Annotated in this window: 26 protein-coding genes; 12 read left to right on the forward strand and 14 right to left on the reverse strand. The window is 66.5% G+C overall.

Going from position 1 to position 25,555, the window contains the following annotated elements:
• Nucleotides 1–22 precede the first annotated feature (22 nt).
• The 7 genes from atpA (at nt 23) to ACXIQ9_RS09950 (ending at nt 5,351) form a co-directional block, all read left to right on the forward strand.
• Nucleotides 23–1,540, forward strand: a complete 1,518-nt coding sequence (gene atpA, locus ACXIQ9_RS09920) for a F0F1 ATP synthase subunit alpha (protein ID WP_010315323.1) — start codon at nt 23–25, stop codon at nt 1,538–1,540.
• A gap of 31 nt (nt 1,541–1,571) precedes the next feature.
• The gene (locus ACXIQ9_RS09925; protein WP_010315324.1) at nt 1,572–2,525 is read left to right on the forward strand and encodes a F0F1 ATP synthase subunit gamma; all 954 of its coding nucleotides are present in this window, start codon (nt 1,572–1,574) and stop codon (nt 2,523–2,525) included.
• An 85-nt stretch (nt 2,526–2,610) separates the two neighbouring features.
• Complete coding sequence (locus ACXIQ9_RS09930; protein WP_459016566.1) at nt 2,611–3,324, forward strand: putative 2OG-Fe(II) oxygenase; 714 nt, start codon at nt 2,611–2,613, stop codon at nt 3,322–3,324.
• Nucleotides 3,325–3,365: 41 nt separating this feature from the next.
• A complete protein-coding gene (locus ACXIQ9_RS09935) occupies nt 3,366–3,689 on the forward strand; it encodes a 2Fe-2S iron-sulfur cluster-binding protein (RefSeq protein ID WP_247477091.1) in 324 nt (107 codons plus the stop codon).
• Nucleotides 3,686–3,889, forward strand: coding sequence for an OTU domain-containing protein (locus ACXIQ9_RS09940; protein WP_296416464.1), 204 nt, complete (start codon nt 3,686–3,688; stop codon nt 3,887–3,889). The genes ACXIQ9_RS09935 and ACXIQ9_RS09940 overlap by 4 nt, the downstream gene beginning before the upstream one ends.
• A complete protein-coding gene (locus tag ACXIQ9_RS09945) occupies nt 3,886–4,932 on the forward strand; it encodes a DUF3326 domain-containing protein (RefSeq protein WP_459016567.1) in 1,047 nt (348 codons plus the stop codon). Before ACXIQ9_RS09940 ends, ACXIQ9_RS09945 begins: the two co-directional genes overlap by 4 nt.
• On the forward strand, nt 4,932–5,351 hold the full coding sequence (locus tag ACXIQ9_RS09950) for a YchJ family protein (protein WP_459016568.1): 420 nt from the start codon (nt 4,932–4,934) through the stop codon (nt 5,349–5,351). Before ACXIQ9_RS09945 ends, ACXIQ9_RS09950 begins: the two co-directional genes overlap by 1 nt.
• Here ACXIQ9_RS09950 and ald read toward each other — a convergent pair.
• The 4 genes from ald to ACXIQ9_RS09970 are packed head-to-tail and all read right to left on the reverse strand — an operon-like array spanning nt 5,348 to nt 10,153.
• On the reverse strand, nt 5,348–6,481 hold the full coding sequence (gene ald, locus ACXIQ9_RS09955; protein ID WP_459016569.1) for an alanine dehydrogenase: 1,134 nt from the start codon (nt 6,479–6,481) through the stop codon (nt 5,348–5,350). The two genes, ACXIQ9_RS09950 and ald, sit on opposite strands and share 4 nt — an antisense overlap.
• 47 nt (nt 6,482–6,528) lie before the next feature.
• Nucleotides 6,529–8,214 (reverse strand): NAD+ synthase, encoded by a 1,686-nt coding sequence (locus tag ACXIQ9_RS09960; RefSeq protein ID WP_459016570.1) that lies wholly within the window; start codon nt 8,212–8,214, stop codon nt 6,529–6,531.
• A complete protein-coding gene (locus tag ACXIQ9_RS09965; protein WP_459016571.1) occupies nt 8,214–8,798 on the reverse strand; it encodes a nicotinate-nucleotide adenylyltransferase in 585 nt (194 codons plus the stop codon). The genes ACXIQ9_RS09960 and ACXIQ9_RS09965 overlap by 1 nt, the downstream gene beginning before the upstream one ends.
• Nucleotides 8,795–10,153, reverse strand: a complete 1,359-nt coding sequence (locus ACXIQ9_RS09970) for a GTP-binding protein (RefSeq protein ID WP_247477108.1) — start codon at nt 10,151–10,153, stop codon at nt 8,795–8,797. The genes ACXIQ9_RS09965 and ACXIQ9_RS09970 overlap by 4 nt, the downstream gene beginning before the upstream one ends.
• Before the next feature lie 26 nt (nt 10,154–10,179).
• Here ACXIQ9_RS09970 and ACXIQ9_RS09975 point away from each other — a divergent pair, with 26 nt between their 5' ends.
• Nucleotides 10,180–11,502: an aminopeptidase P N-terminal domain-containing protein gene (locus ACXIQ9_RS09975; RefSeq protein ID WP_459016572.1), complete on the forward strand. Its 1,323-nt coding sequence runs from the start codon at nt 10,180–10,182 to the stop codon at nt 11,500–11,502.
• Here the strand turns inward: ACXIQ9_RS09975 and ACXIQ9_RS09980 are convergent.
• Nucleotides 11,499–12,212 (reverse strand): TIGR01548 family HAD-type hydrolase, encoded by a 714-nt coding sequence (locus tag ACXIQ9_RS09980; protein WP_459016573.1) that lies wholly within the window; start codon nt 12,210–12,212, stop codon nt 11,499–11,501. The genes ACXIQ9_RS09975 and ACXIQ9_RS09980 overlap by 4 nt on opposite strands.
• A 101-nt stretch (nt 12,213–12,313) precedes the next feature.
• On the opposite strand from ACXIQ9_RS09980, the gene ACXIQ9_RS09985 reads away from it, so the two are divergent.
• A complete protein-coding gene (locus ACXIQ9_RS09985; RefSeq protein ID WP_247477117.1) occupies nt 12,314–12,790 on the forward strand; it encodes a 30S ribosomal protein PSRP-3 in 477 nt (158 codons plus the stop codon).
• 56 nt (nt 12,791–12,846) lie between these two features.
• Here the strand turns inward: ACXIQ9_RS09985 and ACXIQ9_RS09990 are convergent, their stop codons facing one another.
• The 6 genes from ACXIQ9_RS09990 to ACXIQ9_RS10015 are packed head-to-tail and all read right to left on the reverse strand — an operon-like array spanning nt 12,847 to nt 17,921.
• Complete coding sequence (locus ACXIQ9_RS09990; protein WP_459016574.1) at nt 12,847–13,761, reverse strand: hypothetical protein; 915 nt, start codon at nt 13,759–13,761, stop codon at nt 12,847–12,849.
• Nucleotides 13,758–14,912, reverse strand: coding sequence for a PP2C family serine/threonine-protein phosphatase (locus tag ACXIQ9_RS09995; protein ID WP_459016575.1), 1,155 nt, complete (start codon nt 14,910–14,912; stop codon nt 13,758–13,760). Before ACXIQ9_RS09995 ends, ACXIQ9_RS09990 begins: the two co-directional genes overlap by 4 nt.
• Nucleotides 14,909–15,640 carry a vWA domain-containing protein gene (locus ACXIQ9_RS10000; protein WP_459016576.1) on the reverse strand — a complete coding sequence of 244 codons (732 nt, stop codon included), beginning with the start codon at nt 15,638–15,640 and terminating at the stop codon, nt 14,909–14,911. Before ACXIQ9_RS10000 ends, ACXIQ9_RS09995 begins: the two co-directional genes overlap by 4 nt.
• A 3-nt stretch (nt 15,641–15,643) precedes the next feature.
• Nucleotides 15,644–16,966: a protein kinase domain-containing protein gene (locus ACXIQ9_RS10005; protein ID WP_459016577.1), complete on the reverse strand. Its 1,323-nt coding sequence runs from the start codon at nt 16,964–16,966 to the stop codon at nt 15,644–15,646.
• Nucleotides 16,963–17,649, reverse strand: coding sequence for an FHA domain-containing protein (locus ACXIQ9_RS10010; protein ID WP_459016578.1), 687 nt, complete (start codon nt 17,647–17,649; stop codon nt 16,963–16,965). The genes ACXIQ9_RS10005 and ACXIQ9_RS10010 overlap by 4 nt, the downstream gene beginning before the upstream one ends.
• Nucleotides 17,646–17,921 carry a hypothetical protein gene (locus ACXIQ9_RS10015; RefSeq protein ID WP_010315354.1) on the reverse strand — a complete coding sequence of 92 codons (276 nt, stop codon included), beginning with the start codon at nt 17,919–17,921 and terminating at the stop codon, nt 17,646–17,648. The genes ACXIQ9_RS10010 and ACXIQ9_RS10015 overlap by 4 nt, the downstream gene beginning before the upstream one ends.
• A gap of 166 nt (nt 17,922–18,087) precedes the next feature.
• On the opposite strand from ACXIQ9_RS10015, the gene ACXIQ9_RS10020 reads away from it, so the two are divergent.
• A complete protein-coding gene (locus ACXIQ9_RS10020) occupies nt 18,088–20,244 on the forward strand; it encodes a transglycosylase domain-containing protein (protein WP_459016579.1) in 2,157 nt (718 codons plus the stop codon).
• Here the strand turns inward: ACXIQ9_RS10020 and ACXIQ9_RS10025 are convergent.
• From ACXIQ9_RS10025 to atpD, 3 genes are all read right to left on the reverse strand, one after another.
• A complete protein-coding gene (locus tag ACXIQ9_RS10025; protein ID WP_459016580.1) occupies nt 20,219–21,286 on the reverse strand; it encodes a rhomboid family intramembrane serine protease in 1,068 nt (355 codons plus the stop codon). The genes ACXIQ9_RS10020 and ACXIQ9_RS10025 overlap by 26 nt on opposite strands.
• Before the next feature lie 74 nt (nt 21,287–21,360).
• A complete protein-coding gene (gene atpC, locus ACXIQ9_RS10030; RefSeq protein WP_010315359.1) occupies nt 21,361–21,771 on the reverse strand; it encodes an ATP synthase F1 subunit epsilon in 411 nt (136 codons plus the stop codon).
• A 16-nt stretch (nt 21,772–21,787) separates the two neighbouring features.
• On the reverse strand, nt 21,788–23,248 hold the full coding sequence (atpD, locus tag ACXIQ9_RS10035; RefSeq protein ID WP_424163079.1) for a F0F1 ATP synthase subunit beta: 1,461 nt from the start codon (nt 23,246–23,248) through the stop codon (nt 21,788–21,790).
• Nucleotides 23,249–23,518: 270 nt separating this feature from the next.
• Here atpD and groES point away from each other — a divergent pair, with 270 nt between their 5' ends.
• Together groES and groL are read left to right on the forward strand one after the other, a co-directional pair.
• Nucleotides 23,519–23,830: a co-chaperone GroES gene (gene groES / locus ACXIQ9_RS10040; protein WP_010315361.1), complete on the forward strand. Its 312-nt coding sequence runs from the start codon at nt 23,519–23,521 to the stop codon at nt 23,828–23,830.
• Between the two features lie 47 nt (nt 23,831–23,877).
• On the forward strand, nt 23,878–25,512 hold the full coding sequence (gene groL / locus ACXIQ9_RS10045; protein WP_010315362.1) for a chaperonin GroEL: 1,635 nt from the start codon (nt 23,878–23,880) through the stop codon (nt 25,510–25,512).
• Nucleotides 25,513–25,555: the final 43 nt, after the last annotated feature.

Here is a 25,555-nt window from a genome sequence, read left to right on the forward strand (position 1 = left end):
GTCCTCAACCCCAACGCCTCCCATGGTTTCCATCCGCCCCGACGAGATCAGCGCGATCCTCAAGCAACAGATCGCTGATTACGACAAGTCGGTTTCCGTCAGCAACGTCGGCACCGTGCTGCAGGTCGGCGACGGCATCGCCCGCGTCTATGGCCTCGAGCAGGTCATGGCCGGTGAGCTGATCCAGTTCGAAGACGGCACCGAAGGCATTGCTCTCAACCTCGAAGACGACAACGTCGGCGCGGTGTTGATGGGTGAGGGTCGCGGCATCCAAGAGGGCAGCACCGTCAAGGCCACCGGCAAGATCGCCTCGGTGCCCGTCGGCGACGCCATGCTCGGCCGTGTGGTGAACCCCCTGGGTCAGGCCATCGATGGCAAGGGTGATATCCCCACCAGCGAGACCCGCCTGATCGAATCGATGGCGCCTGGCATCATCCAGCGCAAGTCGGTGCATGAGCCCATGCAGACCGGCATCACCGCCATCGACGCTATGATCCCCATCGGTCGTGGCCAGCGCGAGCTGATCATTGGCGACCGCCAGACCGGCAAGACCGCCATCGCGATCGACACGATCATCAACCAGAAGGGCGAGGACGTCGTCTGCGTCTACGTCGCTGTCGGCCAGAAGGCTGCCTCTGTGGCCAACGTTGTTGAGGTGCTCCGCGAGAAGGGCGCCCTCGATTACACCGTGATCGTGGCTGCGAACGCCTCCGAGTCCGCTGCTCTGCAGTACCTGGCTCCCTACACCGGCGCAGCCATCGCTGAGTCCTTCATGTACAAGGGCAAGGCCACCCTGGTCATCTATGACGACCTGACCAAGCAGGCCCAGGCCTACCGTCAGATGTCCCTGCTGCTCCGTCGTCCCCCCGGTCGTGAGGCCTACCCCGGCGACGTGTTCTATTGCCACAGCCGCCTGCTCGAGCGCGCCGCCAAGCTGAGCGACGCCATGGGCAAGGGCTCCATGACCGCCCTGCCGATCATCGAAACCCAGGCTGGTGACGTCTCGGCGTACATCCCGACCAACGTGATCTCCATCACCGACGGTCAGGTCTTCCTGAGCTCCGACCTCTTCAACTCCGGTCTCCGCCCCGCCATCAACGTGGGTATCTCCGTGAGCCGTGTGGGTGGTGCTGCCCAGACCAAGGCCATCAAGAAGATCGCCGGTACCCTCAAGCTTGAGCTGGCTCAGTTCGATGAACTGGCAGCCTTCTCCCAGTTCGCCTCCGACCTGGATGCTGCGACTCAGCAGCAGCTGGCCCGCGGTAAGCGTCTCCGCGAGATCCTCAAGCAGCCCCAGTTCAGCCCCCTGATCCTGGCTGAGCAGGTCGCCGTGGTTTACGCCGGCGTTAAGGGCCTGATCGACGAAGTTCCCGTCGAGTCCGTCGTTCAGTTCTGCCGCGAGCTCCGCGAGTACCTGAAGACCAACAAGCCCGAGTTCATCAACAAGATCCAGACCGAGAAGCAGCTCAGCGAAGACGCTGAGGCCATGCTCAAGGCTGCCATCAACGAAGTGAAGTCTTCGATGCTGGCTGCGGCCTGATCCCTGACGGTTACCCCGGAGAGTCCAATCCATGGCCAACCTGAAGGAGATCCGCGACAGGATCAGTTCCGTTAAAAACACCCGGAAGATCACCGAGGCCATGCGCCTCGTGGCAGCCGCCAAGGTCCGCCGGGCGCAGGAACAGGTTCTGCGCAGCCGTCCGTTTGCTGATCGTCTTGCCCGCGTTCTGGAGAATCTCCAGACCCGGATGCAGTTCGAGACCGCTGACGCGCCGCTGCTCGAGAACCGCGACGTCCGCACCATCACCCTGCTTGCCGTGACTGGCGACCGGGGTCTGTGCGGTGGCTACAACGCCAACATCATCAAGCGCACGGAACAGCGTCACGCTGAGCTGAAGTCTCAGGGCTATGACGTGGATCTGGTGTTGATCGGCCGCAAGGTCGCCACATACTTCCAGAACCGCGCCAGCCAGTACACGATTCGCGCCACCTTCATGGGGCTCGAGCAGGTCCCCAGCGCTGCTGAGGCCGGCAAGATTGCCGACGAGGTGCTCGCCGAGTTCCTCTCCGGCACCACCGATCGTGTCGAGATCATCTTCACCAAGTTCATCAACCTGGTGAGCTCGAAGCCTGTTTCCCAGACCCTGCTGCCCCTGGATCCCCAGGGCATCGCCAGCGCGGACGACGAGATTTTCCGTCTCACCACCCGCGACGGTCAGCTGGGCGTTGAAACGGGCACGGTCAACAACGACCAGCCTTCTCTGCCTTCTGATCTGGTGTTCGAGCAGAGCCCCGATCAGCTGCTGAATGCACTGCTGCCTCTGTATCTGCAGAACCAGCTGCTGCGTTCCCTGCAGGAGGCGGCCGCTTCCGAGCTCGCCAGCCGGATGACCGCCATGAACAACGCCAGCGACAACGCCAAGGCGCTCGCGAAGTCCCTGACCCTGGACTACAACAAGGCCCGCCAGGCCGCCATTACCCAGGAGATCCTGGAAGTGGTCGGCGGTGCTTCTGCCATGGCCTGAGCACGTTGCTCAGACGCTCAAAGCCCTCCCAAGTGGAGGGCTTTTTTTGTGCCTTGTTCCAGGATGAGGGAAGCGCCGGCGCGCCATGACGCTTTCCCTGCAACCGCTCTTCCCTTTGGCCCTGGGCACCGCAGATCTGGCCCTGGATCCGATGGATTCGGTGTTACTGCTCCAGGATGTCCTGGCCCTACGGGGCGAGGCCAGCGGCAACCCCCATCCCGGTTGCGCCTGGACCGGCGACATCAACGGTGTCTGGCGCGTCCACCAGCTTCCGGCTTTTTCGGCCATTAGCGATCAGGTGCGCCGGCATGCCTGGGAGTACTTGGAGCAACTGGGCTTCCACTGCGACCAGGTGGCCCTGCACATTCAGCGCTCCTGGCCGGTGGTGAGTGAACCGGGCCAGGCGGTGGGCCGTCATCACCATCCCAATGCCCATCTGAGCGCCATCGTCTACCTCAATGGCGATGGCTCCGGCCGCAGTGGTTGCCTTCGGCTCTACCCCGCCCGGCAGAGCAATGAGCTGGTGCCAGGGTTATCCGTGGGCCATGGCGGTCCCCTCGAGGGGGCCCTGCACTGGAATGCCCCCCACTTCGACCTGGCCCCACGGGCTGGGTTGCTGGTGCTCTTCCCTGCTCAGATTGACCACGCCGTGACGGCCAATGAGGACGAGGGCGATCTGCGGGTGTCCCTGGCCTTTGATCTGGCCTTGAGTGCACCGCTCTATGAGCAGCCTGGGCTGGCCCCACCGGAATACCTGGCGCCGCATCCGCAGCAGTGGGGCGCCCTGCCCGGGCCGTGATCCTGGACAATGGGGAGCTTCTGGACTGAGCTGCTCCCTCCATGGGCGAGACCTACACCGTTGTCTGTGAACTCGATGGCACCAGCCATAGCTTCAGCTGCGCTGCCGATCAGACCGTTCTCGCTGCTGCGGAAGCCGCCGGTGTGGCTGTCCCTAGCTCCTGCTGCTCCGGTGTCTGCACCACCTGCGCTGCCGTGGTGAAAGAGGGATCCGTGCATCAGCCCGACGCCATGGGCGTCAAGGCTGAGCTGCGGGATCAGGGTTTTGCGCTGCTCTGTGTGGCCTATCCCCGCAGCGACCTCAAGGTGCTCGCCGGCCAAGAAGACGCGCTCTATGAAGCGCAGTTCGGTCAATACCAAAAGTGAGTCCAGGGCTCTCTGGCTTTCGATCCCTGGCGCTCACCCTGGTGGCCCAGCCCGGTCCGCTGCTGCCGCAGATCGAGGCTGAACTGCGTCAGCACGGGGTCCCGTTGCGCTGGGCGATCACCCAGGCGGTCTGCCGGTCCGATGGCCGGCGCCAGCTAACCCTGGAAGCGATGGTGCACCAGCCCGCCCTGCTCGTATGACCCGCCCTGGCGATCCCTTGCCCACCGTGATGGTGGTCCCCACGGGCATCGGCTGTGAGGTTGGTGGCTACGCGGGTGATGCGGTGCCCGCGGCGCGGCTGTTGGCGGCCGCCAGTGGCTGCCTGATCACCCATCCGAATGTGATGAATGGGGCCTCGCTCTATTGGAGTGACCCCCGCATTCACTACGTCGAGGGATCGAGCCTCGATCGTTTCGCGGCTGCAGAACTGGCGCTCCAGCCGGTTCGCTCTCAGCGCATTGGCCTGCTGCTGGATGCCGGCATCGAGGAGGAGCTCCGGCTGCGGCATCTCCAGGTGGCCGACGGTTGCCGGGCCAGCCTCGGGCTGAGCCTGGGGCCGGTGGAAACCACCGCGGCTCCGATCGGTGTCAGCCTGAGCCAGGGGGAGAGCGGTGCCAGCTGGGGCCAGCTTTCGCGCCCCGATGTCTTGCTGGAGGCTGGGGCGCGCCTGCGCGACGCTGGTGCCACGGCCATCGCCGTGATCGCCCGCTTCCCGGATGACCCTGATAGCGAGGCCCTGACGGCCTATCGCCAGGGGGGCGGCGTCGATGCCCTGGCTGGTGCCGAGGCGGTGATCAGCCACTGGCTGAGCCGTCAGCTGAATCTGCCCTGTGCCCATGCCCCGGCGCTGAGCCCCCTGGAGATCGATCCCCAGTTGGACCCCCGGGCGGCGGGCGAGGAGCTGGGTTACACCTTCCTGCCCTGCGTGCTGGTGGGTCTGAGCCGCGCACCAGCCCTCTGGCCATCGGACCAGGCCCCCGCTGAATCGATTCGCGCTGAGCAGATCGGTGCTGTGGTGGCCCCGGCCGGGGCCCTGGGCGGCGCGGCAGTCTTGGCCTGCGCCGAGCGGGGCATTCCGGTGATCGCCGTCGAGAACCCCTGCGTCCTGTCGGTGACGGCCGAGTCCTTGGGGATCGAGGTGCTCCGGGCGTCGAGCTACAGCGAGGCCGCCGGTTTGGTGCTGGCGCTGCGGGAGGGGATCAACCCCGAGGCGCTGCAGCGTCCGCTGCGGCGGCTGGTCTGATGGCGGGCTTTGGCGTGCGCAAGGACCCCTGCCCCTGCGGCGGCGGGGCCTACGCCGACTGTTGTGAGCCGTTCCACCTCGGCCAGGCCCTGCCGGCCACGGCTGAGCAGTTGATGCGCTCGCGCTACAGCGCCTTCAGCCGCAACCTGATCGACTACTTGACCGAGACCCACCCCTCCCCTGAGTCCATGGCCGAGCGGCGCCAAGCTCTCAAGGCCAGCAACCGCGGCGTGCGTTGGACCCATCTGAGGATCAGCGCCCGGGAGGCCGGAGGCGAGAGTGACCTCAGCGGCCGGGTGAGCTTCGAGGCCCAGTACCGCCAGGCGGGGCAGACGCACGTCCTGCGGGAGTGCTCCCGCTTTGGCCGCGAGGGTGGGGTGCTCGAGGGCCGTTGGCTGTACCTGGACGGCGAGGCCTAGTTCAGGCAGGCCATCGGGTGACGATTGCCCACCCCCAGGGCTTTGGCCACGCCGGGGTGGCAGACGGAGCCCCCGATGGTGTTCAGGCCTGAGACCAGTTCGGGCCGGTCGGTGACCGCTTCGATCAGGCCCCGACCGGCGATCGCCAGGATGTAGGGCAGGGTGACGCTGACCAGGGCTTCGGTGGAGGTGTAGGGCACGGCGCCGGGCATGTTGCCGACGGCGTAGTGCTGCACGCCATGGATGGTCACCACCGGATCGGTGTGGGTCGTCTCCCGGCTGGTGGCGATGCAGCCCCCCTGGTCGATGGCGACATCGACGATCACCGAACCCGGTTGCATCTGCTTCACCAGCTCTTCGCTCACCAAGGTCGGGGCGCGATCGCCCGGACGCAGCACCGCGCCGATGACCAGGTCGGCGCTGGGGATCAACCGCTCCAGGCGGCCAACGCTGCTGACCAGGCTCACCATCCGCCCTTGGCGTGCCGGCTCCAGTTGCCGCAGCCGCTCGGGGGAGAGATCCAGCAGCAGCACCTCCGCATCCATCGCGGCGGCGACCCGGGCGGCGTTCCAGCCGACACTGCCGGCCCCCAGGACCACTACTCGGGCCGGCCGCACCCCGGTGCAGCCGCCCATGAGAACGCCGCGCCCGCCGTGGGGTTTCTCCAGCAGATGGGCTCCCACCTGGGCGGCGAGCCGGCCGGCGATCTCGCTCATGGGCGCCAGCAGCGGCAGGCTGCCGTCGGAGAGCTGAACCGTCTCGTAGGCGATGGCGGTGGTGCCGGCCTCGATCAGGGCCTCGCCGACGGCGGGGTAGGCGGCGAGGTGCAGGTAGGTGAAGAGCACCTGATCGGCGCGCAGGAAGGGGAATTCCTCTGTCTGGGGTTCCTTGACCTTGACCACCAGGTGCGCGCCCCAGGCCTCCTCGCGGCTGACCAGTTCCGCCCCAGCGGCGACATAGGCCGCGTCCTCAATGCCGGCGCCGGAGCCGGCCTGGTGCTCCACCCGCACCGAGAGGCCATGGCTCACCAGCTCGCGCACGGCATCGGGCGTCAGCGCGACCCGCTGCTCATCGGGCTTGATTTCCCGTGGCACGCCGATGCTGGCGATCGGTGCGATGGAGCCGGCCATGGCAGACCTTCGATCACCTCCAAGATGGCGAGCTCAGGCCCCTCTGGCTACTGCACCGCAGCTGCGATGGGCATTCGCCAACCGCTGCCGAAGGCCCGCTGGCTGAGCTTGAGCACCGGCGGGGCCTGGCGTCGCTTGAACTCCGCCCGGCGTAGCAGCCCCATCACCCGCTCGGCCAGGGCTGGGTCGGTTCCCTGCTGGGCTAACTCCTCGGGGCTTTGGTGCTCCTCCAGCAGAGCCTTCAGCAGCGGATCCAGTACGGCGTAGTCCGGCAGGGAATCGCTGTCTTTTTGATCGGGACGCAACTCGGCACTGGGCGGCTTGGTGCGAATGGCGGAACCGATTAATTCCCCCTGCGCCGCTAGGCCCAGCTCCTGCCGCACCGCTTGTGCAGCCTCGGAATCAATCCAGTCGCAGAGGTGAAAGACCGTTGACTTGTAGAGGTCACCGATCACCGCCAGACCCCCATTCATGTCGCCGTAGAGGGTGCAGTAGCCGACGGCCAGCTCGCTCTTATTGCCGGTGGTGAGCAGCAGTTGCCCCTGTTGATTGGCCACCGCCATCAGCAGGGTGCCCCGGATGCGGGATTGCAGGTTTTCCGCCGTCACCCCCGCCGGCGTGCCCCCCAAGGGTGCGCTCAGGGCGGCATCGAATCCAGCCATCAAGCCCTCGATCGGCACCGTCTCGGTACTGATCCCCAGGCGATTGGCGAGCTCCAGGGAGTCGTTGATGGAGCCCTCGGAACTCCAGGGGGACGGCATCAGTAGCGCCTGCACCTGCTTGGCGCCCAGGGCCGCCGCCGCCAGCACCGCCACCAGGGCGGAATCGATGCCACCGCTCAGTCCAAGCAGCGCTTTGCCGAAGCCGCATTTGCGCGCGTAGTCCCCTACCCCCAGCACCAGGGCCCGCAGCAGCAGTTCTTCGTCGCAGGGGATCGGCGCTGCAGCGGAGGCGTCGCCGACTGTCCAGCAGGCCAGATCCGCTTTTCCAAAGCTCAGCTGAGCGGCTACCTCACCGTTCGCCGTGGTGGCGAAACTGCCGCCATCGAAGATCAGCTCGTCATTGCCTCCCACCTGGTTGACGTAGAGCACGGGGGCGCCCAAGCGCTGGGCGGCGCTCTTGGCCAGCTCTCGCCTGAGTTGCGGTTTGCCCTGGCCGAAGGGGGAGGCCGAGAGATTGATCAGCAGGTCAGGCTTCAGCGCCGCCAAGTCCCCCACCGGATCTCCCCCCAGGAGCCGTTGGCTGTGGAGCTGTTCCTCCACCCAGAGGTCCTCGCAGACGGTCAGGCCCAGGCGCCAGCGGCGTCCCTTCCGCTCGAGCTCCAGCAGGCAGGGCTCTTCGGCCGGGCGGAAGTAACGCCGTTCATCGAAGACGTCGTAGCTGGGGAGCAGACGTTTGCGGGCCACGATCCGCCAGACGCCCTTCTCCACCAGGGCCACGCTGTTGAACAGATCGGGCTGCTGGCCATCGCTGACCGTCTCACTCACCCCCAGCAAGAGGCTCTGGCCGGTTGGCAGGTCACGGGCTAGCCCGTCCAGCACCGCGTCTTGTTTGTGCCGCAGGGATGGGCGCAGCAGCAGGTCCCGCGGGGGGTAGCCCCAGAGCGCCAGTTCTGATGAGACCACCAGGTCGGCACCGCCCTCTGCGGCGTGGCGGCAGGCCTCAAGCAGTTGAGCCCCGTTGCCGCTCAGGTCCCCCACCAGGGGATTGATCTGGGCCAGGGCGACGCGCATTAGGGGGCGAGCTTGGAGGTGAGGCCATAGAGATTGTGCTTGAGCAGTTCGGGCCAGAGCACTTCGGGAATCGAGCTGTTCTCTTGCCCGCCGCGAATGGCTGAGCTGGCGCTTGCTGGCACAGGTAGCTCCAGCAGCTCCACTTGGGCCCCCAGATCCCGCAGCCTCTCCAGGGCGCCTGCCGCCATGGGGTGACCCTGGCGCGGCACGACCGTCAGGCGGCAGCGCTGCAGCAGATCTGCCGCCCGATACCAACTGGGGATTTGAGCGGCGAGATCGCCCCCGACGACAAACACCAGCTGCCGATCCGGCCAGCGGATGGCGGCGCGATCGAGGGTCTCGATCGCTTTGGGACTGCTGAGGTCCTGAGCCAGCTGCACCTGGTCGTTGCCCAGGCTCTCGATCAAGGTCCCCAGGAGCTGGGCGCGGAGCTCCAGCGGTGCCCCATGTTGCTTGAAGGGGTTGTCGCTGGCCCAGGCCACCACCTGGTCGTAGCGCTGGGCCAGGCCAAGCAGAAGGGCCTGATGCCCTTCGGTCGGGGGATCGGCGCTGGTGCCGAACAGGGCGAGTTCGCGGCTGCTCACGGCAACAGCTGGCCCGAGGGGATGGGGCCTCCACCCATGCGCTGCCACTGCTGCAGCCAGTCGCGCACCTGGGGGTCTTGCCCGGCCAGGCGCCGCAGCAGCGAGGCGGGCCGAAAGCGCCCCCGCTGGGCGCTGCGCAGTAGCTCCGCCGCCGCCAGGCGTCCGGTCAGGCGGGTGCTGTAGACGGCAAGGGCTGCCTGGGCCATGGCCACCGGAGCCGCCGGCGCCAAGCTCAAGCCGCCACTCAGGGGGGCGGCCAGCAGCAGCACCTGCCGCAGTCCCCCCAGCAGCAGTTGGATGCCCAGTTGGGTTCCCCCCAGCAGGGCGTTTTGTGCCGAGAGTCGCGTCAACAGGGCCCGGGCGCCGCTGCTGCTCATCTCCAGGTCGTAGAGCTTGCAGAGCTGCAGCACCAGGGCGGTGTCGATCGCAAAGCCGCCGGCGAGATCCAGCAGCAGCAGCGGATTGGCGGCGACGCCGGTGGCTTTCATCGCCGCATAGCGACCGATCAGCCCTTGGGCGGCGGCCTTGCCGCGCTTCAGTCGCCAGGCATGCAGGCTCTGGCTGAAACGATCCGCCGCCCGCAGTCCATTGAGGCCCAGCAGCAGGGAGCCCTGGTCCTGGAGCAGCTCCAGCAGGGCCCTGCGCAGTGGTGCGATCTGCGCTGGCTGGGGTTCGCTGCGCACGCGGCCCCCCTCCAGCAGCACCGCCCGCCGCGGGGCGGCGGCCACCGGCAGGATCTCCAGGTGCTGCGCCTGGCGGGGGAGGCGCGAGCGGATGCTCTCGATCAGCGCTGAGCGCTCGCCGCTGGGCCAGTTGTCGATGCGATTGAGCACCAGCAGCAGCGGTTTGCCGGCGCCCAGTAGCTGCTCGATCGCCTCGGCCTCTGGGGTGGTCAGGTCGCTGTCGAGCACCAGCAGGACCAGGTCGGCCCCCAGGGCGACCCGGGCCGCCAGGCGATGGCGGGCCCGGGCGGCAATCTCATCAATGCCCGGGGTGTCCACCAGCTCGATCTGGCTGAGATCGGGCACCTGGACCCCCCAGGTCTCGCGCTGCTGCTTGCGGGTGCAGCCGTGGGCCACGTCCGTGGCGAAGGCCGGCTTCTCCAGCAGGGCATTCAGCAGGCTGGATTTGCCCACGCCCACCCGGCCAAAGACCGCCACCCGCAGCCGCCGCTGCTTCAGCGCCAGCAACTGTTGATCCAGGGTGCGCAGCTCAGGCTCCAGCACCGAGCGCTCCCGATCGCTCAGACGCAGGTCTCCCCGCCATTGCGAGAGCAACAGGGCGCAGCGTTCAGCGGTGGAGGGCTGAGGCAAGGGCAGGGGCCTGGTCGCCACGTATTGAAGCGGTTGTGCCATCGTCGCGCTCAGCACCGCTCGCTTTCATGTCGCTCGCTCCGGACGTCTTTGCCCAGCGCCGTGCTCGTTTCTTTCAGGCCCTTGGCGGCGCTGCTGCGGTGATTCCCGCGGCTCCGCTGGTGACGCATCACGCCGACTGCGAGTGGCCTTTTCGCCAGAACAGTGACTTCTGGTACCTGACGGGTTTCGATGAGCCCGACGCGGTTGCGCTGTTTCTGCCCCATCGGCCCGAGGGGGAGCGGTTTGTTCTCTTTGTGCAGCCCAAGGAACCCAGTGCGGAGGTCTGGATGGGCTTCCGATGGGGCTGTGAAGGGGCCGTGGAGCGCTTTGGCGCAGACCTGGCCCACCCCCGCGATGAGCTGGCGGAACGGTTGGCCGATTATTTGCGCGGTGCCGAAGGCATCGCCTTCCGGGTGGGCAAGCACCCCGAGGTGGAGCCCCACGTGCTGCAGGCCTGGGCTGGTCAGCTCGACCGTGCCCCCCGCAGTGGTACGGCGGCCCTGGGCCTGGTGGCGCCCTGTCCGCTCCTGCATGCCCTGCGGCTGCGCAAGAGCCCCGAAGAAATCGCGCGGATGCGCGAAGCGGCCCGCATCTCCGCCGAGGCCCATGAACTGGCCCGCCAGGTGGCCCGCCCAGGGCTGAACGAGCGCCAGGTTCAGGGGGTGATTGAGCAGCACTTCCTCGAGCAGGGGGCCCGCGGCCCGGCCTACGGCTCGATCGTCGCCGGTGGGGACAACGCCTGCGTGCTGCACTACACGGCGAACAATGCGTTTCTGAAGGACGGCGATCTGCTCTTGATCGACGCCGGTTGTTCTCTGAACGACTACTACAACGGAGACATCACCCGCACCTTCCCAATCAACGGCCGCTTCAGCGCCGAGCAGCGCGCCCTCTATGACCTTGTGCTCGCGGCCCAGGAGGCGGCCGTGGCCGTCGTTGCTCCTGGGCAGACCGCTGAAGGCGTCCATGACACCGCCGTGCGCGTGCTTGTGGAGGGCTTGGTGGACCTGGGTCTGCTGCGGGGCGAGGTGGACGGGATCATCGAGCAGGGGGCCTACCGGCACCTCTACATGCATCGCACCGGCCATTGGTTGGGCCTGGACGTCCATGACGTCGGTGCCTATCGCCTGGGTGAGCACCATGTGGCCCTGGAGACCGGCATGGTGCTGACGGTTGAGCCAGGTCTCTACGTCAGCGATCGGCTGCCGGTCCCTGAGGGGCAGCCTGAGATCGAGGCGCGCTGGAAGGGGATTGGCATTCGGATTGAGGACGACGTGGCGGTGACCGACTACGGCCACGAGAACCTCACCGTCGCCGCCCTTAAGGCTCCGGCGGCCTTGGAGCGCTAAGCGATCGCCTGCTCCAGAGCCGCCAACACAGCGCTGGTGTTGGCGATGACCGCATCAGCACCGGCGGCCCGCAGCTGCTTCTCATAGGCCCCGCGGCGCGGGCTGTTCTGGAGGTGCGGCGGGGCCACCGCCAGGCTGATGAAGCGTTGAGCCGGGCGCTCTTGGCGTGCCCGCACCACGGTGGTGACGTCAGCCACGGTGTCCCCCAGGTAGGCCACCGGCACGGTTGCCGCTGCGAGGGAGCCCGCCAGCCGCAGGAAGCCGCTGGGATCGGGTTTGTCGGGGGCCTCTCCCATGGCGATGAGTGGCGGCTGCCTCAGGCCAAGGCGGGTCTCCAGCACGAAGCGGGCCGAGGGCGGCTCGGCGCCACTGACAAACCCCCAGGCCACATCTGCAGCCGAGAGCGCCGCAAAGAACGCGGGATCCACCAGCAGGGGCTCGTTGCGGATGAAGCCCGCCCAAGCCGCGGGGTCACCCTCTGGATCACCACCGAAATAGAAGCTGTTGAAGACCTCCACCAGTGCCTCAAAGGCCGGGAGGTCTTGCTGACCCTGCCGGCGCAGCAACTCCAGGGAGGCCTCCCAGTCGTTGTTCCAGCACCCCTCGGCCTTCAGGGCATCGATGCTCTCGGGGCTGGGCCGCTGGCCGCTGTAGTGATGCACCGTCTCCACGATGGCCTTGCGGTAGCTGCCTCCCACATCGCGGATCACGCCGTCGATGTCGAACAGGAGAACAGCGCGCGGGCTCAGGAGACTGGAGAACAGCGGCTGGTAGGTTAGTTGTTTGTCATTAAGCCTTGAGCGCGGACACCATGAGCACCGAGAGCGCTGAGAGCGCCGCGGCGACTGCTGCTACGACTGCCTCGACAGAAGCTCCGGCAACGGAGACCACTGAGGCTCGTCCGGTGCTGAGTGGTGCCAGCGCTGCCCTGGCGACCGCCACCATCGACGAGAACGGCGTTCCCTCCGGCCGTACCCCGAAGGCCGATGAGGGCCGCTTCCTGGTGAAGATCCTCTGGCTGCCGGACAACGTGGCCCTGGCCGTCGATCAGATCGTCGGTGGCGGCCCCAGCCCCCTGACCTCCTACTTCTTCTGGCCCCGTGAGGACGCCTGGGAAACCCTGAAGACCGAGCTGGAAGGCAAGAGCTGGATCACCGATAACGAGCGCGTTGAAGTCCTCAACAAGGCCACAGAGGTGATCAACTACTGGCAAGAGGAAGGCAAGGGCAAGAGCCTGGAAGAGGCCAAGCTCAAGTTCCCCGACGTCACCTTCTGCGGTACCGCCTGATTTGCGGTTCCCCCGTTTCCTTGGCCCCCGCAGAGCGGGGGCTTTTTTGTGCCTGCTCAGCGGCGCGGGCTGACCACTTGATCAAAGCTGCTGGCGGTGATCAGTCCCGGATGGCTGGCGGTGTCCACGGTGAAGGAACGTGATTCGGCCTGGCTGGTGCCATCCGGATAGACGAAGGTCACGACCCCCTGCAGGGTGACCTTGCTGCCATCGCGGCTGACTTCCTGGAGGTTGTCGACGGCCACCCGTTGGAACTGGCTGAAGAAGGCGGGGTCGAACTGATCGGCGGCTTGGGGGCTGAAGAGTTGCTTGGCGGCAGCGGTGTTCCCCAGGGAGATGTCGTCGTACAGCTGGCGGACGGTCTCGACGGCCTGGTTCAGCTGCAGTTGGGCCGGATCCAACTTGGGTTCGCTGGTGGCCGGCTCCGGTTCGGTTTGGGTGGGTTCGGGCTCGCTTACCAGGGCCGGCGCCGTTGCCGTGGAGGGTGTCATGGAGCGGTTAAGCAGCACCAGCCAGGTGAGGGCGCCAACAACGCCCACCACCAGCACGCCAGCGATGAAGCTCAGCACTGCGACGACACCGCTGTTGGAGTGAACGGGGGTATCCACCCCGGCGGTGGGCTCGTCCTGGAGGTCGCTGGGGATGGCCTGCCCATCGGGGGCCAGGCCCAGCAGGCCCCGCAGGACTTCGGCCATTCGCAGGCATAGGGCCGGGGCGAAGAGGGCGTCGAGCTCCTGCTGCAGCCGCAGGTTGAGTTGGGTTTCGCTGGGTAGGGGCGGCCGCTCGGCCACGGCCTCCTGGAAGGCGGCGGTTTGCACCAGGTGCTTCAGGGCCGGCAGCAGCAGCAGTTCGTTGTCTCCGCAAAAATCGCTGAGCAGCGCCTGGTAGCGGCGCACATCACTGCTGATTCCCCGCTCAAAGTCCGCCAGGATTTGGCGCCGCAGCTTCACGCCGAGCTGGTAGTCGTTCATGGTCGCGCCGGGGCGCGGGATGGCTCTTGAGTCTCGCTCGCCGCCTCCCATTGCGCCCGCAGGGCTTGTTCTAGGGCTGGGCAGATCTTCGGCTCCGCCTTGGCCCTAGGCGCGCTGCTGGCAATCAGGGCGCCCAGGGGATCTCGCTCGGGGTGATCCAGCAGCGCCTGGGCTTGGGCGGGACTGCTCTTGAAGGCCAGGAATTGCTGGCGCCGTTGCTTGAGGCTGGCCTCAATCCGCTCGGGGTTCTGGCAGAGCTGTTGGATCTCGAGGGCCAGCGGATCAGGGGCCTTGGGCCACCACCAGAGGGCCCCCGCGATCAGGGCTGCGGCAGCGCCCAGGGCGGTGATGACCCCCGCCTTCCCGCGCCGGGCTGGTTCGCTGCGCTGGGCGATGGCAACGGAGACATCGTCACCGCTGCCTTGGGCCGTGATTTCCTCCAATCCCTGGACCAAGGCCTCCCCCTGGATCTCCAGCATCTGCTTGCAGAGCTGCAGGAAGTCCCCATCGGTGGCGCAGGACTTGCGCACCCCATCGGTGCAGAGCACCAGGGCGGTTGTGGGGAGGGCGGACTGGAGTTGGACCCGCGATGACCAGGCACCCAGGGCTTCGCTTTGGCAGAGGCTCAAGGTGGCCTCTCCTGTGGCGTTGTTCAGTTGCTCCTGGTTCACCAGACGGGTGTCCCCATTGGCGTGGATCTCCACGAGGTCCCAATCGCCGATGCCGGTGCAGCCCCACCAGTCGGGGCTCAGCAGGACCAATCCCAGGGTGCAGCCGTAGAGCGCGCTGGAGAAGACTTCGTCTGCTGAAGCGGGCTGGCTGCTCCAGTGCTCCTCGATCGCCCGGAGCCAGCGCTGCTGAATCGCGGTGGGCAGCTCCTGCGCGAGCTGCCGGCGCCAGCCGTCTTGATCCTGAAGGGAGAGCGTCCTGGCCAGCGCCGCGACCGACTCCTCTGCCGCAGCGCAGGCCAGTTGGCTGCCCACATCGCTGAGGCGATAGCGGCTGCCGCCGTGGCCATCGGAGACCAGCAGCAGTTGCAGCTCAGGGCCGACTTGGCAGACCCGGGAGGCGTCTTGGCAGGGTTTGCCCTGCCGCCGGTGGGCGGCACCGATCACGCTGCAATGGCGTGCGCCAGTCCAGGCGGGTCTCACCACACCAGTGGACCGACATCGTCGACGGGGTCCAGCAGGGTCGGCGGCAGATCCGGCAGGGGAATGTTGCCCGCGTCCTGCGGCGTGTCATCCAGCCGGCTGGCGGGCATGGAGGCCGCTCCGACCACGGCGGTCGAGGCCCATTGGATGTACTGCGCCAGGGTCGTGGCATTGCTGGCCTGCAGCGGTCGCCGCGGCGACTTGCCGCCACCGCTGGGCTCAGGACCAATGAACTGCTGCAGCACCTCGAGGTCGGCGTCATGGCCCATGGCAATCGCCAGGCGCACGGCCTTCTGGGCCCAGGGCTGACGCATCAGCTGGCTCAGCCCCGCATCGAAGTCGTCGGTGGGTTGGCCATCGGAGATCAGCACCAAGACCGGGGGCAGAGCCCGCTCCTCCATCGGCGGGGACTGCAGCACGCCGGCCACCAGCTCCAGCGCTTCCCCCATGGCGGTGATGCCACCGGCCTCGAGATCACGCCACTGCAGCTCCTGCACGGGTGTGGGCTCGGCCAGATGCCAGGCGGCGCCATCGGCAAAACGCACGGCCCGCACCAGCACCCGGGCTTCAGGGTTTTGCTCGGCCACCTCCGCCATCCCCGGCAGGGACTGCCGGATCGCCTGATTCAGGGCCTGCATCTTGCCCTGGGCGGCCATGGAGCCGGAGCAATCGCAGAGGTAGACGAAGTGCAGCGGGCGGTTGCTGAGGCGAACGTTGGGGAAGGGCATGGCTTATCTGCGGATCGGGGTGATCGGCCCGGCCTGGGTGCTGAGCTGCTGCAGGGCCGCGACATTACAGGTTTTGCCCGGCTCCACCTCCAGCAGCTGGCCGTTGCTCAACTGGCCTTGCCAGGCCGTTGCTCCGAGGTTCCTGAGACCGACAACGCTTGGGTCCGTGGGGTGGCCGACCAGTTGCGCCAGGGGCTGATCGAGCCGCTCGCTGTCGCGTCCATCGAAGTGATGGGGGTAGAGGTCATTGCCTGGGCAGGCCACCACCTGCCCTCGGGGGAGCTGCAGTTGCAGGACTGCCGGGTTGGTGTGACCGCAGCTCCAGCAGGGTCCGCTGTGGAAGAGCTCTTCGCCGCAGTGCTGACAGAGGTGGCGTTGGTCCAGGCAGCGCGCGAGCACCTGTTTCCACTGCCCGGTCAGCGGGCGCATGCCGGGTTTCCGAAGCCCCGCGCCAAAGCTCGTCTCAAACAGCTGCTGCAGGCTCCCCGGGTAGATCGGCCAGGTCAGCAAGGCCGCGGCGTGTTCCTCCGGATCAGGCCGGTTCGCGGGGTTCTCTGGATCAAAGATGAACAGCGCCTCCTCGCCGTAGAGCCGGCGCCGGGCGGGTTCATCGAGGCAGCGGATCGCCAGTTCCTGTCGCCCGCGGAAGGGGTCGTGGCGGGTGAGCAGCCGAAAGAGCAGCACGGCCAGGCTGAATTGATCCGTGCTGGCACTGGGCTTGGCTGCCCCCAGCAGCACCTCCGGGGCCATGAATCCTGGGGTCCCGAGCACGCTGCCGGCGCCCTGGCCGTCGATCGCGACGTTGTCGTTGTCGCAGATCAGGATCGCGCCATCGCCTGGCCTGAGGAAGAGGTTCCCCAGGGAGATGTCCTTGTAACAGAGCCCCTTGAGGTGGAGTTCGTGGAAGGCATCGGCCAGGTGAAAGCAGGCCCGCAGGATGTTCTGCAGGCTGATCTCCATCCGCCCGCCGGCATGGAGATGGGCCCCCTGAAAACCACTGGGACGTAGGGGCATCAAGTAGCCAAAGCCTGGCTCTTGGCAGCGGATCAGGGGGCGACTCTCGGCGCTGGGCTCCAGTAGTGCCATGGGCCAGAGAAAGGCGCCGTTGGGAGCCCCCAGGCGAATGCTTTGCTGCAGGCGCTGCCGCAGCAGTGGGTCGCGGGCGATGCAACTGGGGAAGTACCACTTCAGGGCGAGCTCCTCCGCACCGCAGCGCACGGCGTAGACCTGCCCCTGGGTTCCGCCCCCCAGGAGGCGTGTGAGTTCAAGGGGTTGATCGAGGCCGTCGAACGGCAGGCGTGTCCCCAGCGGCAGCAGGCTGTTCATCGGCCCTGGCTGGCGAGGGCCTTGCGGATGCCGTTGCGATGGGCCAGGGCCGTACGGCGGTTGGCAAAGCCATGGCGTAGGGCACGGCCATCCCGCAGCACCACCACCAGGCTGTGGTCCTTGCGGGAACCCAGCACGATCCAGCCGGCCAGGGCGCCGAGTTCTAAAGGCCAGAAGATCAGCGGGAAGGGCAGCAACAGCAGCCCCCCGAGGCAGAACAGCAACCACCAGCTGAAGACGTAGGGGTGGCGGGGCAGGCTCTGCACTCCCGCCGAGAGGATCTCGGCCAGCTCCACCGCTTCCCCATCCACATCGATTCGGCGGGGCGCTGCGGGTTTGGAGACGGGGGCAGCGGGTTTGGCGATCGGCGCGGTGATCAGCTCGAACTGCAGCACGGGGCCCTGGAGTCCCAGCCGGATCTCATCGCCATCCTCGAGCTGGCGGCACTGCTGAATCCGTTGCCCTTCGAGGAAGGTGCCGTCGTTGCTCTGCCACTCGCAGATCAACCAGCCCTGGGTTTGCGAGAACCGGACGACGGCGTGGTGATCGGAGACCCCGGTTTGGCTGGCGAGGCAGAGCCGATTGCTCGCCGCCTTGCCGATCGTCAGGGGCTGTTTGGGATCGAGGGGCGCGGCTTTGCTGGGATCGCTGGCGAGCAGCAAACGCGCTTTGGGGGCGCTCATCGCTCTCCTCGCCGGCGGGCCCACCAGAGTCTCCAGTCATCGCGCAGGTCGTTCCAGAGGCCGCCATCCCCCTCGCGATAGGGCACGACACGCCCGGGGAAGAGGACCGCTTTGCTGGCCAGCGCCAGCGCCACGAGCACCATCAACAGCAGGATCCAGCCCGGGATCGCACCCACCCAGGTGAAGGCAAAGAAGGCCCGCAGGGCATAGAGCCCGATCGTGATCGCCAACCAGAGACGGAAGGGCTCCCAGGGGTCCCGTTGACGCTGCACCGAAGGGGGGCGGAGGTGGGCTGGTCTTAGCCTATGGCTGGACTGCAACACCCGCCTGAGCACCTTCTCTCGCTTGGATCGTCTTGCCTCACCGGCCGTTCGGGAGGCTTGGAAAGACTTTGCCCGTGCAGCCCTTCGCGGACCTTGGCGAGAGCGGCCCGAGGCGGTGCGGAGCACCCTGCCTGCCTTGCTGGAACACCAGGCGCGCCTGGAGCTCTGGGGGAAGGACGGGAAGATCCAGGAGCTCGAGCTTGAGCCCAGGCGTTATCGCCTGGGCCGTGATCCGGCCTGCGAGCTGCCGTTGAGCGATCCGAGTCTCAGCCGGGTGCACGCCATCCTCGAGAAGGAGCGTCCCAGCGACCGGGACTTTGCATTGGAGGACTTTGGTTCCTCCAATGGCCTGTTCCATCGGGATCGTCGGATCCGCTGGATTCAGCTGCGGGATGGGGATGCGGTGCAGCTGGGCTCGCCCCTCAAGGGCCAGGCGCCTGAGCTGCGCTACTTCCACCCCCGCAGCCCCCTGGAGCAGGCGATTCGCCTGGTGGGCATCACGGCCTTGGCGGGCTCAGCCCTGTTGGTGAGTGGCATGCTGCTGGCCGCCAGCATTGGCGGCGGCTCCCGGATCCGCAGCATCGACGGTCCGGTCAAGATCTTTGCGGCCGATGGTCAGCAGGTGGACGCCAAGGAGGGGTCCTCCACGGCGCTGCCGTCCTTGCAGTCCTATCCGCTGCACCTGCGCCAGGCCCTGCTGGCTTCCGAGGAGGCCCGCTTTGGTTGGAACAGCGGCATCGACCTGTTCGGCACCCTGCGCTCCGCTGTCTTGGGGAGCGGCGGCGGCAGCGGCCTCACCCAACAGGTGGCGCGCATGGTCTACCCGGAGGTGGGGCGCGACCTAAGCCTGACCCGCAAGCTGCGCGAGCTATGGGTGGCCCTGCAGCTGGAGGTGGGCTTCAGCAAGAACCAGATCCTCAAGCTCTATCTCGATCGCGCCTACCTGGGCCTGGGGACTGAAGGCTTTGAGCAGGCGGCCCAGCTCTACTTCCGCAAGTCCGCCAGCGATCTGGACGTCGGCCAGTCGGCCTTTTTGGTGGGACTGCTTCCCAGCCCGAACGGCTACAGCCCCTGCAACCTCGAGGACCCAGGTGCGGGCCTGGAGCGCCGCAACCTGGTGCTGAAGCTGATGCACGAGCAGGGTTGGTTGAGCGATCAGGGCCTGATCGATGCCCAGCGGCGGCCCCTGAACATCGATCCCTCGGCCTGCCGGGAGTCGAGCTTCAGCAGTTACCCCTTCTTCAGCGACTACGTCATTGGTGAGCTCGAGGGCACCCGCTTTGGTTTGAACCTCAGGGGCGGTGATGGGGCTGGCAATTACGCGGTGGAGAGCACGATCAACCCCAAGCTGCAGCAGTTGGCCCAGGAGCAGCTGAAGCGTTTTTTGGAGGGGCCCGCGGCCGCGGCGGGGCTGACCCAGGGGGCGCTGATCAGCCTGAATACCGAGACCGGCGACATCCTGGCCTACGTCGGCGGTGGCGATTACAGCCGCTCGAGTTTTGATCGGGTTCAGGCCCTGCGCCAGCCCGGCTCGACCTTCAAGTTGTTCCCCTTCCTGGCGGCCTTGGCCGCCGGCGTCTCACCATCCGAGTCCATCTCCTGTGCCCCACTGGACTATGTGGGGGGCTGCCGTCAGTCCGCCGGAGCGATCAGCGTGGCCGCGGGTCTGGCGGGTTCGGAGAATGTCGTGGCCCTGCGGCTGGCGGAGCGGGCGGGGTTCTCCCAGGTGCTCAAGCTCGCGCGACGGCTGGGCATTTCGACGCCCCTGGACGCGGACTACAACACCATGCTGGGCGGCCGGGAGACCTATCTCTACGAGATGGCCCGGGCCTATGCCGTGGTCGCGAACGGGGGGAGATCGGTGCCCGTGCACGGGGTCAGCCGCATCTATGACCTGGGCATCTGCCGATCGCTGAAGAGCCTGGACCGCTGTCCGGCCCGTGGTGTGACAACCCCGATTGGAGAGCGATCCCGCCAGTTGATCCGGCCGGAGGTGGCTGCGGTGATGGATCAGATGTTGGCTGGGGTGGTCCAGGGCGGAACGGGCCGAGCGGCGGCGGTGGTCCCGGATGCTCGCGGCAAGACCGGCACCACCAACAACGGCGTGGATGCCCTGTTCATCGGCTACTCCCCCTCGCTGAAGGTTCTGACGGCGATTTGGATGGGGAACGACGACAACCGTCCCGCCTCAGGAGCGAGCGGTGGCTTGGTGGCGCAGCTTTGGGGGCGCTACATGCAGCAGGCCGCTAGAGCCCTGCCTGCAGCCGGCTGATCAGGGCCCAGACCAGACCCAGGATCAGTCCCCAACTGCAGCTGGAGGCCAGCAGGCGTTGCAGGGCCGTGCTGCGTTCCTCGGGTTGCTGGCGGGGGAGCTGCCAGCCCAGTTGCAGGGCCCCCACCAACAGCAGCAGTACCCAAGCCGGGATGCTCAGCCCCAGGGGACGAAAGACCAAGAGCTTCCAGTGCAGCAGGCTGGAGCCGGCCGCCAGGCCGATCAAGGCACAGACCGGCCCGGCGGATCCGCTCCAGGTTCGTTGGACGCTCCAGCGTTGGGCGCAGAGTGCGGCCAGGCTCAGGCAGGCCAGGGCCGTCAGGCTGTAGCGCAGGATCACCTGGCCGAGGGGCAGGGGCGAGTTCCCCAGGACGATCAGCAGCACGGCCAGATTCACCGCGGCTTCTAGACCGCTGCCATGGACCCAGGGGGAACTGATCCAGCGCCAGACCTGCCGCGGTTGTGAGGCCTGCTCGCTGCTCAGACTCCAGCGTCGCCTCAGGCTGCTGCGCCACGGTCCGACGGCCAGGCCGGCCAGGCTCAGCACCAGCACCAGACCCCCGCTCCAGCCCCAGCTATCAAAGATCAGCCGGTCCAGTTCCTGGCCGAACCAGCTCAGCACCAAGGCGCCGCAGGCTGAGAGGGCCAGCCCTGGGGCGAGTGGTTCCAGACCCTTGAGGGCCGTTGCGGCAGGAGCGGCCGCAACGCTCTGGCGCGGTGGGGCGGCCGCAGGCTCGGGCTTGCTTGTCCCGCAGGCGGCGTCGAGCAGATCCTGAAGCTCGCTTTGGACCTCGGCGGAGTAGGTCTGTCGAATGTGTGCCCCCAGGCTGGCGCGGGCACTGGTTTGGCTGGCGCCGCTGCCATGGAGCAGCAGCAGCAGCAGGGGTTGGTTGGCAAGGTCGCGAATCGGACCCTTCAGCGCGTCCTCCGCGCCGAGAGCATCGATGAGGCGATTGGCGATCGCCCGTCCGCTTTGCAGCGCCTCAGGGTTCTGGATCTGCCATTGGCGCAGCTGCCTGCCGAGAGTCGTGCCGAGGCCCATGGCTTGGGATCTGTGGGCTGAGCATAAAAAAGCGCCCCATTTGGGGCGCTGGTGCGTGCCACTGGGGGCAGAGCTCAGTTGTTGAGGGTTGCCGCTTGAACCCGAGCGCGGGCACGGGAGACGGCTTGTTGGGCCTTGAGCTTCTCGGTGCTGGCGGCCTGACCTTCGAACTGGTTGGCAGCAGCGGTGGCGGCTTCCAGTTCTTTGTTGGCTTCGTCAGCGTTGATAGCGCTACCAAGCTCAGCGGTGTTCACCAGAACGGTGACTTCATCCGCTTCGATCTCGGCAAAACCACCCTGGAGGGCGATGGCTTTCCAGTCATTGTTCTCGCGCACACGCAGCACCCCGTAGTCGAGGGCGGTGAGCAGGGAGACGTGACCGGGAAGAATGCCCAGTTGCCCGGTGGTGGAGGGAAGGATCACTTCGTCGGCAGGGCCGTCGAAGACGCTCTGGTCTGGAGCCAGAACGCGGAGGGTGAGAGACATCAGCTAACGCTCCGGATCAACCTTTGGCGTCGGCTTGGATCTTGGCCGCCTTGGCCTTCACTTCGTCGACGTTGCCCACGAGATAGAAGGCAGCCTCGGGCAGGTGATCCAGTTCACCGGAGAGAACCATGTTGAAGCCCTTGATGGTGTCCTCGAGCTTCACGTACTTGCCGGGCATGCCGGTGAAGATCTCAGCCACGAAGAAGGGCTGGGACAGGAACTTCTCGATCTTGCGGGCGCGGTCCACGGTGCGACGGTCGTCTTCGGACAGTTCGTCCAGACCCAGAATCGCAATGATGTCCTGGAGCTCCTTGTAGCGCTGCAGGGTGGACTGCACGGCGCGGGCGGTGCGGTAGTGCTCGTCACCCACAACGGAGGGCTGGAGCATGGTGCTGGTGGAATCCAGGGGATCCACAGCGGGGTAGATGCCCTTGGAAGCCAGGCCGCGGCTCAGCACGGTAGTGGCGTCCAGGTGAGCAAAGGTGGTAGCCGGTGCGGGGTCGGTCAGGTCGTCCGCAGGCACGTACACAGCCTGAATCGAGGTGATGGAACCCTCGAGGGTGGAGGTGATGCGCTCCTGCAGCTCGCCGACGTCGGTGCCAAGGGTGGGCTGGTAGCCCACAGCGGAAGGCATGCGGCCCAGCAGTGCGGAGACTTCGGAGCCGGCCTGAACGAAGCGGAAGATGTTGTCGACGAACAGCAGCACGTCCTGCTTGTTCACGTCGCGGAAGTGCTCAGCCATGGTCAGAGCCGAGAGACCGACGCGCATGCGGGCGCCGGGGGGCTCGTTCATCTGGCCGTAGCAGAGGGCCACCTTCGACTTTGAGAGGTCCTCGGCGTTGATCACGCCGGATTCCTTGAATTCCTCGTAGAGGTCGTTGCCCTCGCGGGTGCGCTCACCCACGCCACCGAACACGGACACACCGCCGTGCTCTTTAGCGATGTTGTTGATCAGCTCCTGGATCAACACGGTCTTGCCCACGCCGGCACCGCCGAAGAGGCCGATTTTTCCGCCCTGGCGGTAGGGAGCCAGCAGGTCGATCACCTTGATGCCGGTCTCGAACACCTTGGGCTTGGTCTCGAGGTCGGTCAGCTTGGGAGCTTCGCGGTGGATGGGGGCGGTGGTGGTGGTCTTCACCGGACCCTGCTCATCAACGGGCTCACCAAGCACGTTGAAGATGCGGCCGAGGGTGGCCTCACCCACGGGCACGGAAATCGGAGCACCGGTGTCCAGGGCGCCCATGCCGCGGACCAGGCCGTCGGTGCCGCTCATGGCGACGGCGCGGACGCGGTGGTCGCCGAGCAGCTGTTGAACCTCAGCGGTCAGAGCAACGTCTTGACCAGCCGAGTTTTTGCCCTCAATGCGGAGAGCGTTGTAGATCTTTGGCAGCTTGCCGGCCGGGAATTCAACGTCGATCACCGGTCCGATCACCTGCCGGACGATGCCTTTGGTGCCGGTGGCAGTAGCAGCAGCCATTTAAAGGAGAAGTCGCAGGACGCACAGCGGGACGCAGCCCGCCTGAAGCGGCGCAAACATACCACCGCGCCCCTGCACCCCGTCACCCCTCCCCTGCCCTGTTCGGTCACCCGCCCCGCGGGGTGGTTGTGGACTCGGGAAGCGCGCCCATAACTTGGCACTCAGGGGATGTGAGTGCTAACTCGCGTTCCCAGGCGTTTTTACGCCGCGACCCTGGCAGCGTCTCTGGCGCCATGCCAATGGTTTCGCCAACCAACCCGAATTCCATCCATGGCTGCTGTTTCCCTCAGCGTTTCCACCGTCAAGCCCCTGGGCGATCGCATCTTCATCAAGGTCTCTGAGTCCGAAGAGAAGACCGCCGGTGGCATCCTTCTGCCCGACACCGCCAAAGAAAAGCCCCAGGTGGGCGAGGTGGTTCAGGTGGGCCCCGGCAAGCGCAACGACGACGGTTCCCGTCAGGCTCCTGAAGTGAGCGTTGGCGACAAGGTGCTCTACAGCAAGTACGCCGGCACCGACATCAAGCTCGGCAGCGACGAGTACGTGCTCCTCTCCGAGAAGGACATCCTGGCTGTCGTCAACTGAGCCTCAACACCGTCTTCTAAAAACCCCTACCGCGAGATTCGCCTCCCATGGCTAAGCGCATTATTTACAACGAGCAGGCCCGCCGCGCCCTCGAAAAAGGCATCGACATCCTGGCTGAGTCCGTTGCCGTGACCCTTGGTCCTAAGGGCCGCAACGTCGTTCTCGAGAAGAAGTTCGGCGCTCCTCAGATCATCAACGACGGCGTCACGATCGCCAAGGAGATCGAGCTCGAGGATCACATCGAGAACACCGGTGTCGCCCTGATCCGTCAGGCCGCCTCCAAGACCAACGACGCCGCCGGTGACGGCACCACCACCGCGACCGTCCTGGCCCACGCCATGGTCAAGTCCGGTCTGCGCAACGTTGCTGCTGGCGCCAACGCCATCACCCTGAAGAAGGGCATCGATAAGGCCGCTGAATTCCTGGTCGAGAAGATCAAGGAGAACGCCAAGCCCATCAGCGACTCCAACGCCATCGCCCAGGTCGGCACCATCTCCGCCGGCAACGACGAGGAAGTCGGCCGCATGATTGCCGACGCCATGGACAAGGTCGGCAAAGAGGGTGTGATCTCCCTCGAGGAAGGCAAGTCGATGACCACCGAACTGGAGGTCACCGAAGGCATGCGCTTCGACAAGGGCTACATCTCCCCTTACTTCGCCACCGACACCGAGCGGATGGAAGCGGTTCTGGAGGAGCCCTACATCCTGCTGACCGACAAGAAGATCGGTCTGGTGCAGGACCTGGTGCCCGTGCTCGAGCAGATCGCTCGCACCGGCAAGCCTCTGCTGATCATCGCTGAGGACATCGAGAAGGAAGCCCTGGCCACCCTGGTGGTCAACCGTCTGCGTGGCGTCCTGAACGTGGCGGCTGTGAAGGCCCCTGGCTTCGGCGATCGCCGTAAGGCCATGCTCGAGGACATCGCTGTCCTGACCAACGGTCAGCTGATCACCGAGGATGCCGGCCTCAAGCTGGAGAACGCCAAGCTGGAGATGCTGGGCACCGCCCGCCGCATCACCATCAACAAGGACACCACCACCATCGTGGCCGAAGGCAACGAGGTGGCTGTGAAGGCCCGCTGCGAGCAGATCCGCAAGCAGATGGATGAGACCGACTCCACCTACGACAAGGAAAAGCTGCAGGAGCGTCTGGCCAAGCTGAGCGGCGGTGTGGCCGTGGTCAAGGTGGGTGCCGCCACCGAGACCGAGATGAAGGACAAGAAGCTGCGCCTGGAAGACGCCATCAACGCCACCAAGGCGGCCGTTGAAGAAGGCATCGTTCCTGGCGGTGGCACCACCCTGGCTCACCTGGCTCCCGCCCTCGAGGATTGGGCCAAGGCCAACCTGTCCGGCGAAGAGCTGATCGGCGCCACCATCGTGGCTTCCGCCCTGACCGCTCCCCTCAAGCGCATCGCTGAGAACGCCGGTGTGAACGGCTCCGTCGTGGCCGAGCACGTCAAGAACAAGCCCTTCAACGAGGGCTACAACGCCGCCGTTGGCGAGTACGTCGACATGCTGGCTGCCGGCATCGTGGACCCCGCCAAGGTGACCCGCTCCGGTCTGCAGAACGCTGCCTCGATTGCAGGCATGGTTCTGACCACCGAGTGCATCGTGGCTGACATGCCCGAGAAGAAGGAAGCAGCTCCTGCCGGCGGCGGCATGGGCGGCGGCGACTTCGACTATTGAGGCCGGTCGGGGAGAGGGTGACCCCTCCCCGATGAACCTCCAG

The organism is Synechococcus sp. LTW-G (genome assembly GCF_054459035.1).

Bases quoted from the DNA above. Each gene is read 5' to 3' on its own strand.
- atpA (WP_010315323.1), top strand. From the start codon at position 23: ATGGTTTCCATCCGCCCCGACGAGATCAGCGCGATCCTCAAGCAACAG.
- ACXIQ9_RS09925 (WP_010315324.1), top strand. From the start codon at position 1,572: ATGGCCAACCTGAAGGAGATCCGCGACAGGATCAGTTCCGTTAAAAAC.
- ACXIQ9_RS09930 (WP_459016566.1), top strand. From the start codon at position 2,611: ATGACGCTTTCCCTGCAACCGCTCTTCCCTTTGGCCCTGGGCACCGCA.
- ACXIQ9_RS09935 (WP_247477091.1), top strand. From the start codon at position 3,366: ATGGGCGAGACCTACACCGTTGTCTGTGAACTCGATGGCACCAGCCAT.
- ACXIQ9_RS09945 (WP_459016567.1), top strand. From the start codon at position 3,886: ATGACCCGCCCTGGCGATCCCTTGCCCACCGTGATGGTGGTCCCCACG.
- ACXIQ9_RS09950 (WP_459016568.1), top strand. From the start codon at position 4,932: ATGGCGGGCTTTGGCGTGCGCAAGGACCCCTGCCCCTGCGGCGGCGGG.
- ald (WP_459016569.1), bottom strand. From the start codon at position 6,481: ATGGCCGGCTCCATCGCACCGATCGCCAGCATCGGCGTGCCACGGGAA.
- ACXIQ9_RS09960 (WP_459016570.1), bottom strand. From the start codon at position 8,214: ATGCGCGTCGCCCTGGCCCAGATCAATCCCCTGGTGGGGGACCTGAGC.
- ACXIQ9_RS09970 (WP_247477108.1), bottom strand. From the start codon at position 10,153: ATGGCACAACCGCTTCAATACGTGGCGACCAGGCCCCTGCCCTTGCCT.
- ACXIQ9_RS09975 (WP_459016572.1), top strand. From the start codon at position 10,180: ATGTCGCTCGCTCCGGACGTCTTTGCCCAGCGCCGTGCTCGTTTCTTT.
- ACXIQ9_RS09985 (WP_247477117.1), top strand. From the start codon at position 12,314: ATGAGCACCGAGAGCGCTGAGAGCGCCGCGGCGACTGCTGCTACGACT.
- ACXIQ9_RS09990 (WP_459016574.1), bottom strand. From the start codon at position 13,761: ATGAACGACTACCAGCTCGGCGTGAAGCTGCGGCGCCAAATCCTGGCG.
- ACXIQ9_RS10000 (WP_459016576.1), bottom strand. From the start codon at position 15,640: ATGCCCTTCCCCAACGTTCGCCTCAGCAACCGCCCGCTGCACTTCGTC.
- ACXIQ9_RS10005 (WP_459016577.1), bottom strand. From the start codon at position 16,966: ATGAACAGCCTGCTGCCGCTGGGGACACGCCTGCCGTTCGACGGCCTC.
- ACXIQ9_RS10010 (WP_459016578.1), bottom strand. From the start codon at position 17,649: ATGAGCGCCCCCAAAGCGCGTTTGCTGCTCGCCAGCGATCCCAGCAAA.
- ACXIQ9_RS10025 (WP_459016580.1), bottom strand. From the start codon at position 21,286: ATGGGCCTCGGCACGACTCTCGGCAGGCAGCTGCGCCAATGGCAGATC.
- atpC (WP_010315359.1), bottom strand. From the start codon at position 21,771: ATGTCTCTCACCCTCCGCGTTCTGGCTCCAGACCAGAGCGTCTTCGAC.
- atpD (WP_424163079.1), bottom strand. From the start codon at position 23,248: ATGGCTGCTGCTACTGCCACCGGCACCAAAGGCATCGTCCGGCAGGTG.
- groES (WP_010315361.1), top strand. From the start codon at position 23,519: ATGGCTGCTGTTTCCCTCAGCGTTTCCACCGTCAAGCCCCTGGGCGAT.
- groL (WP_010315362.1), top strand. From the start codon at position 23,878: ATGGCTAAGCGCATTATTTACAACGAGCAGGCCCGCCGCGCCCTCGAA.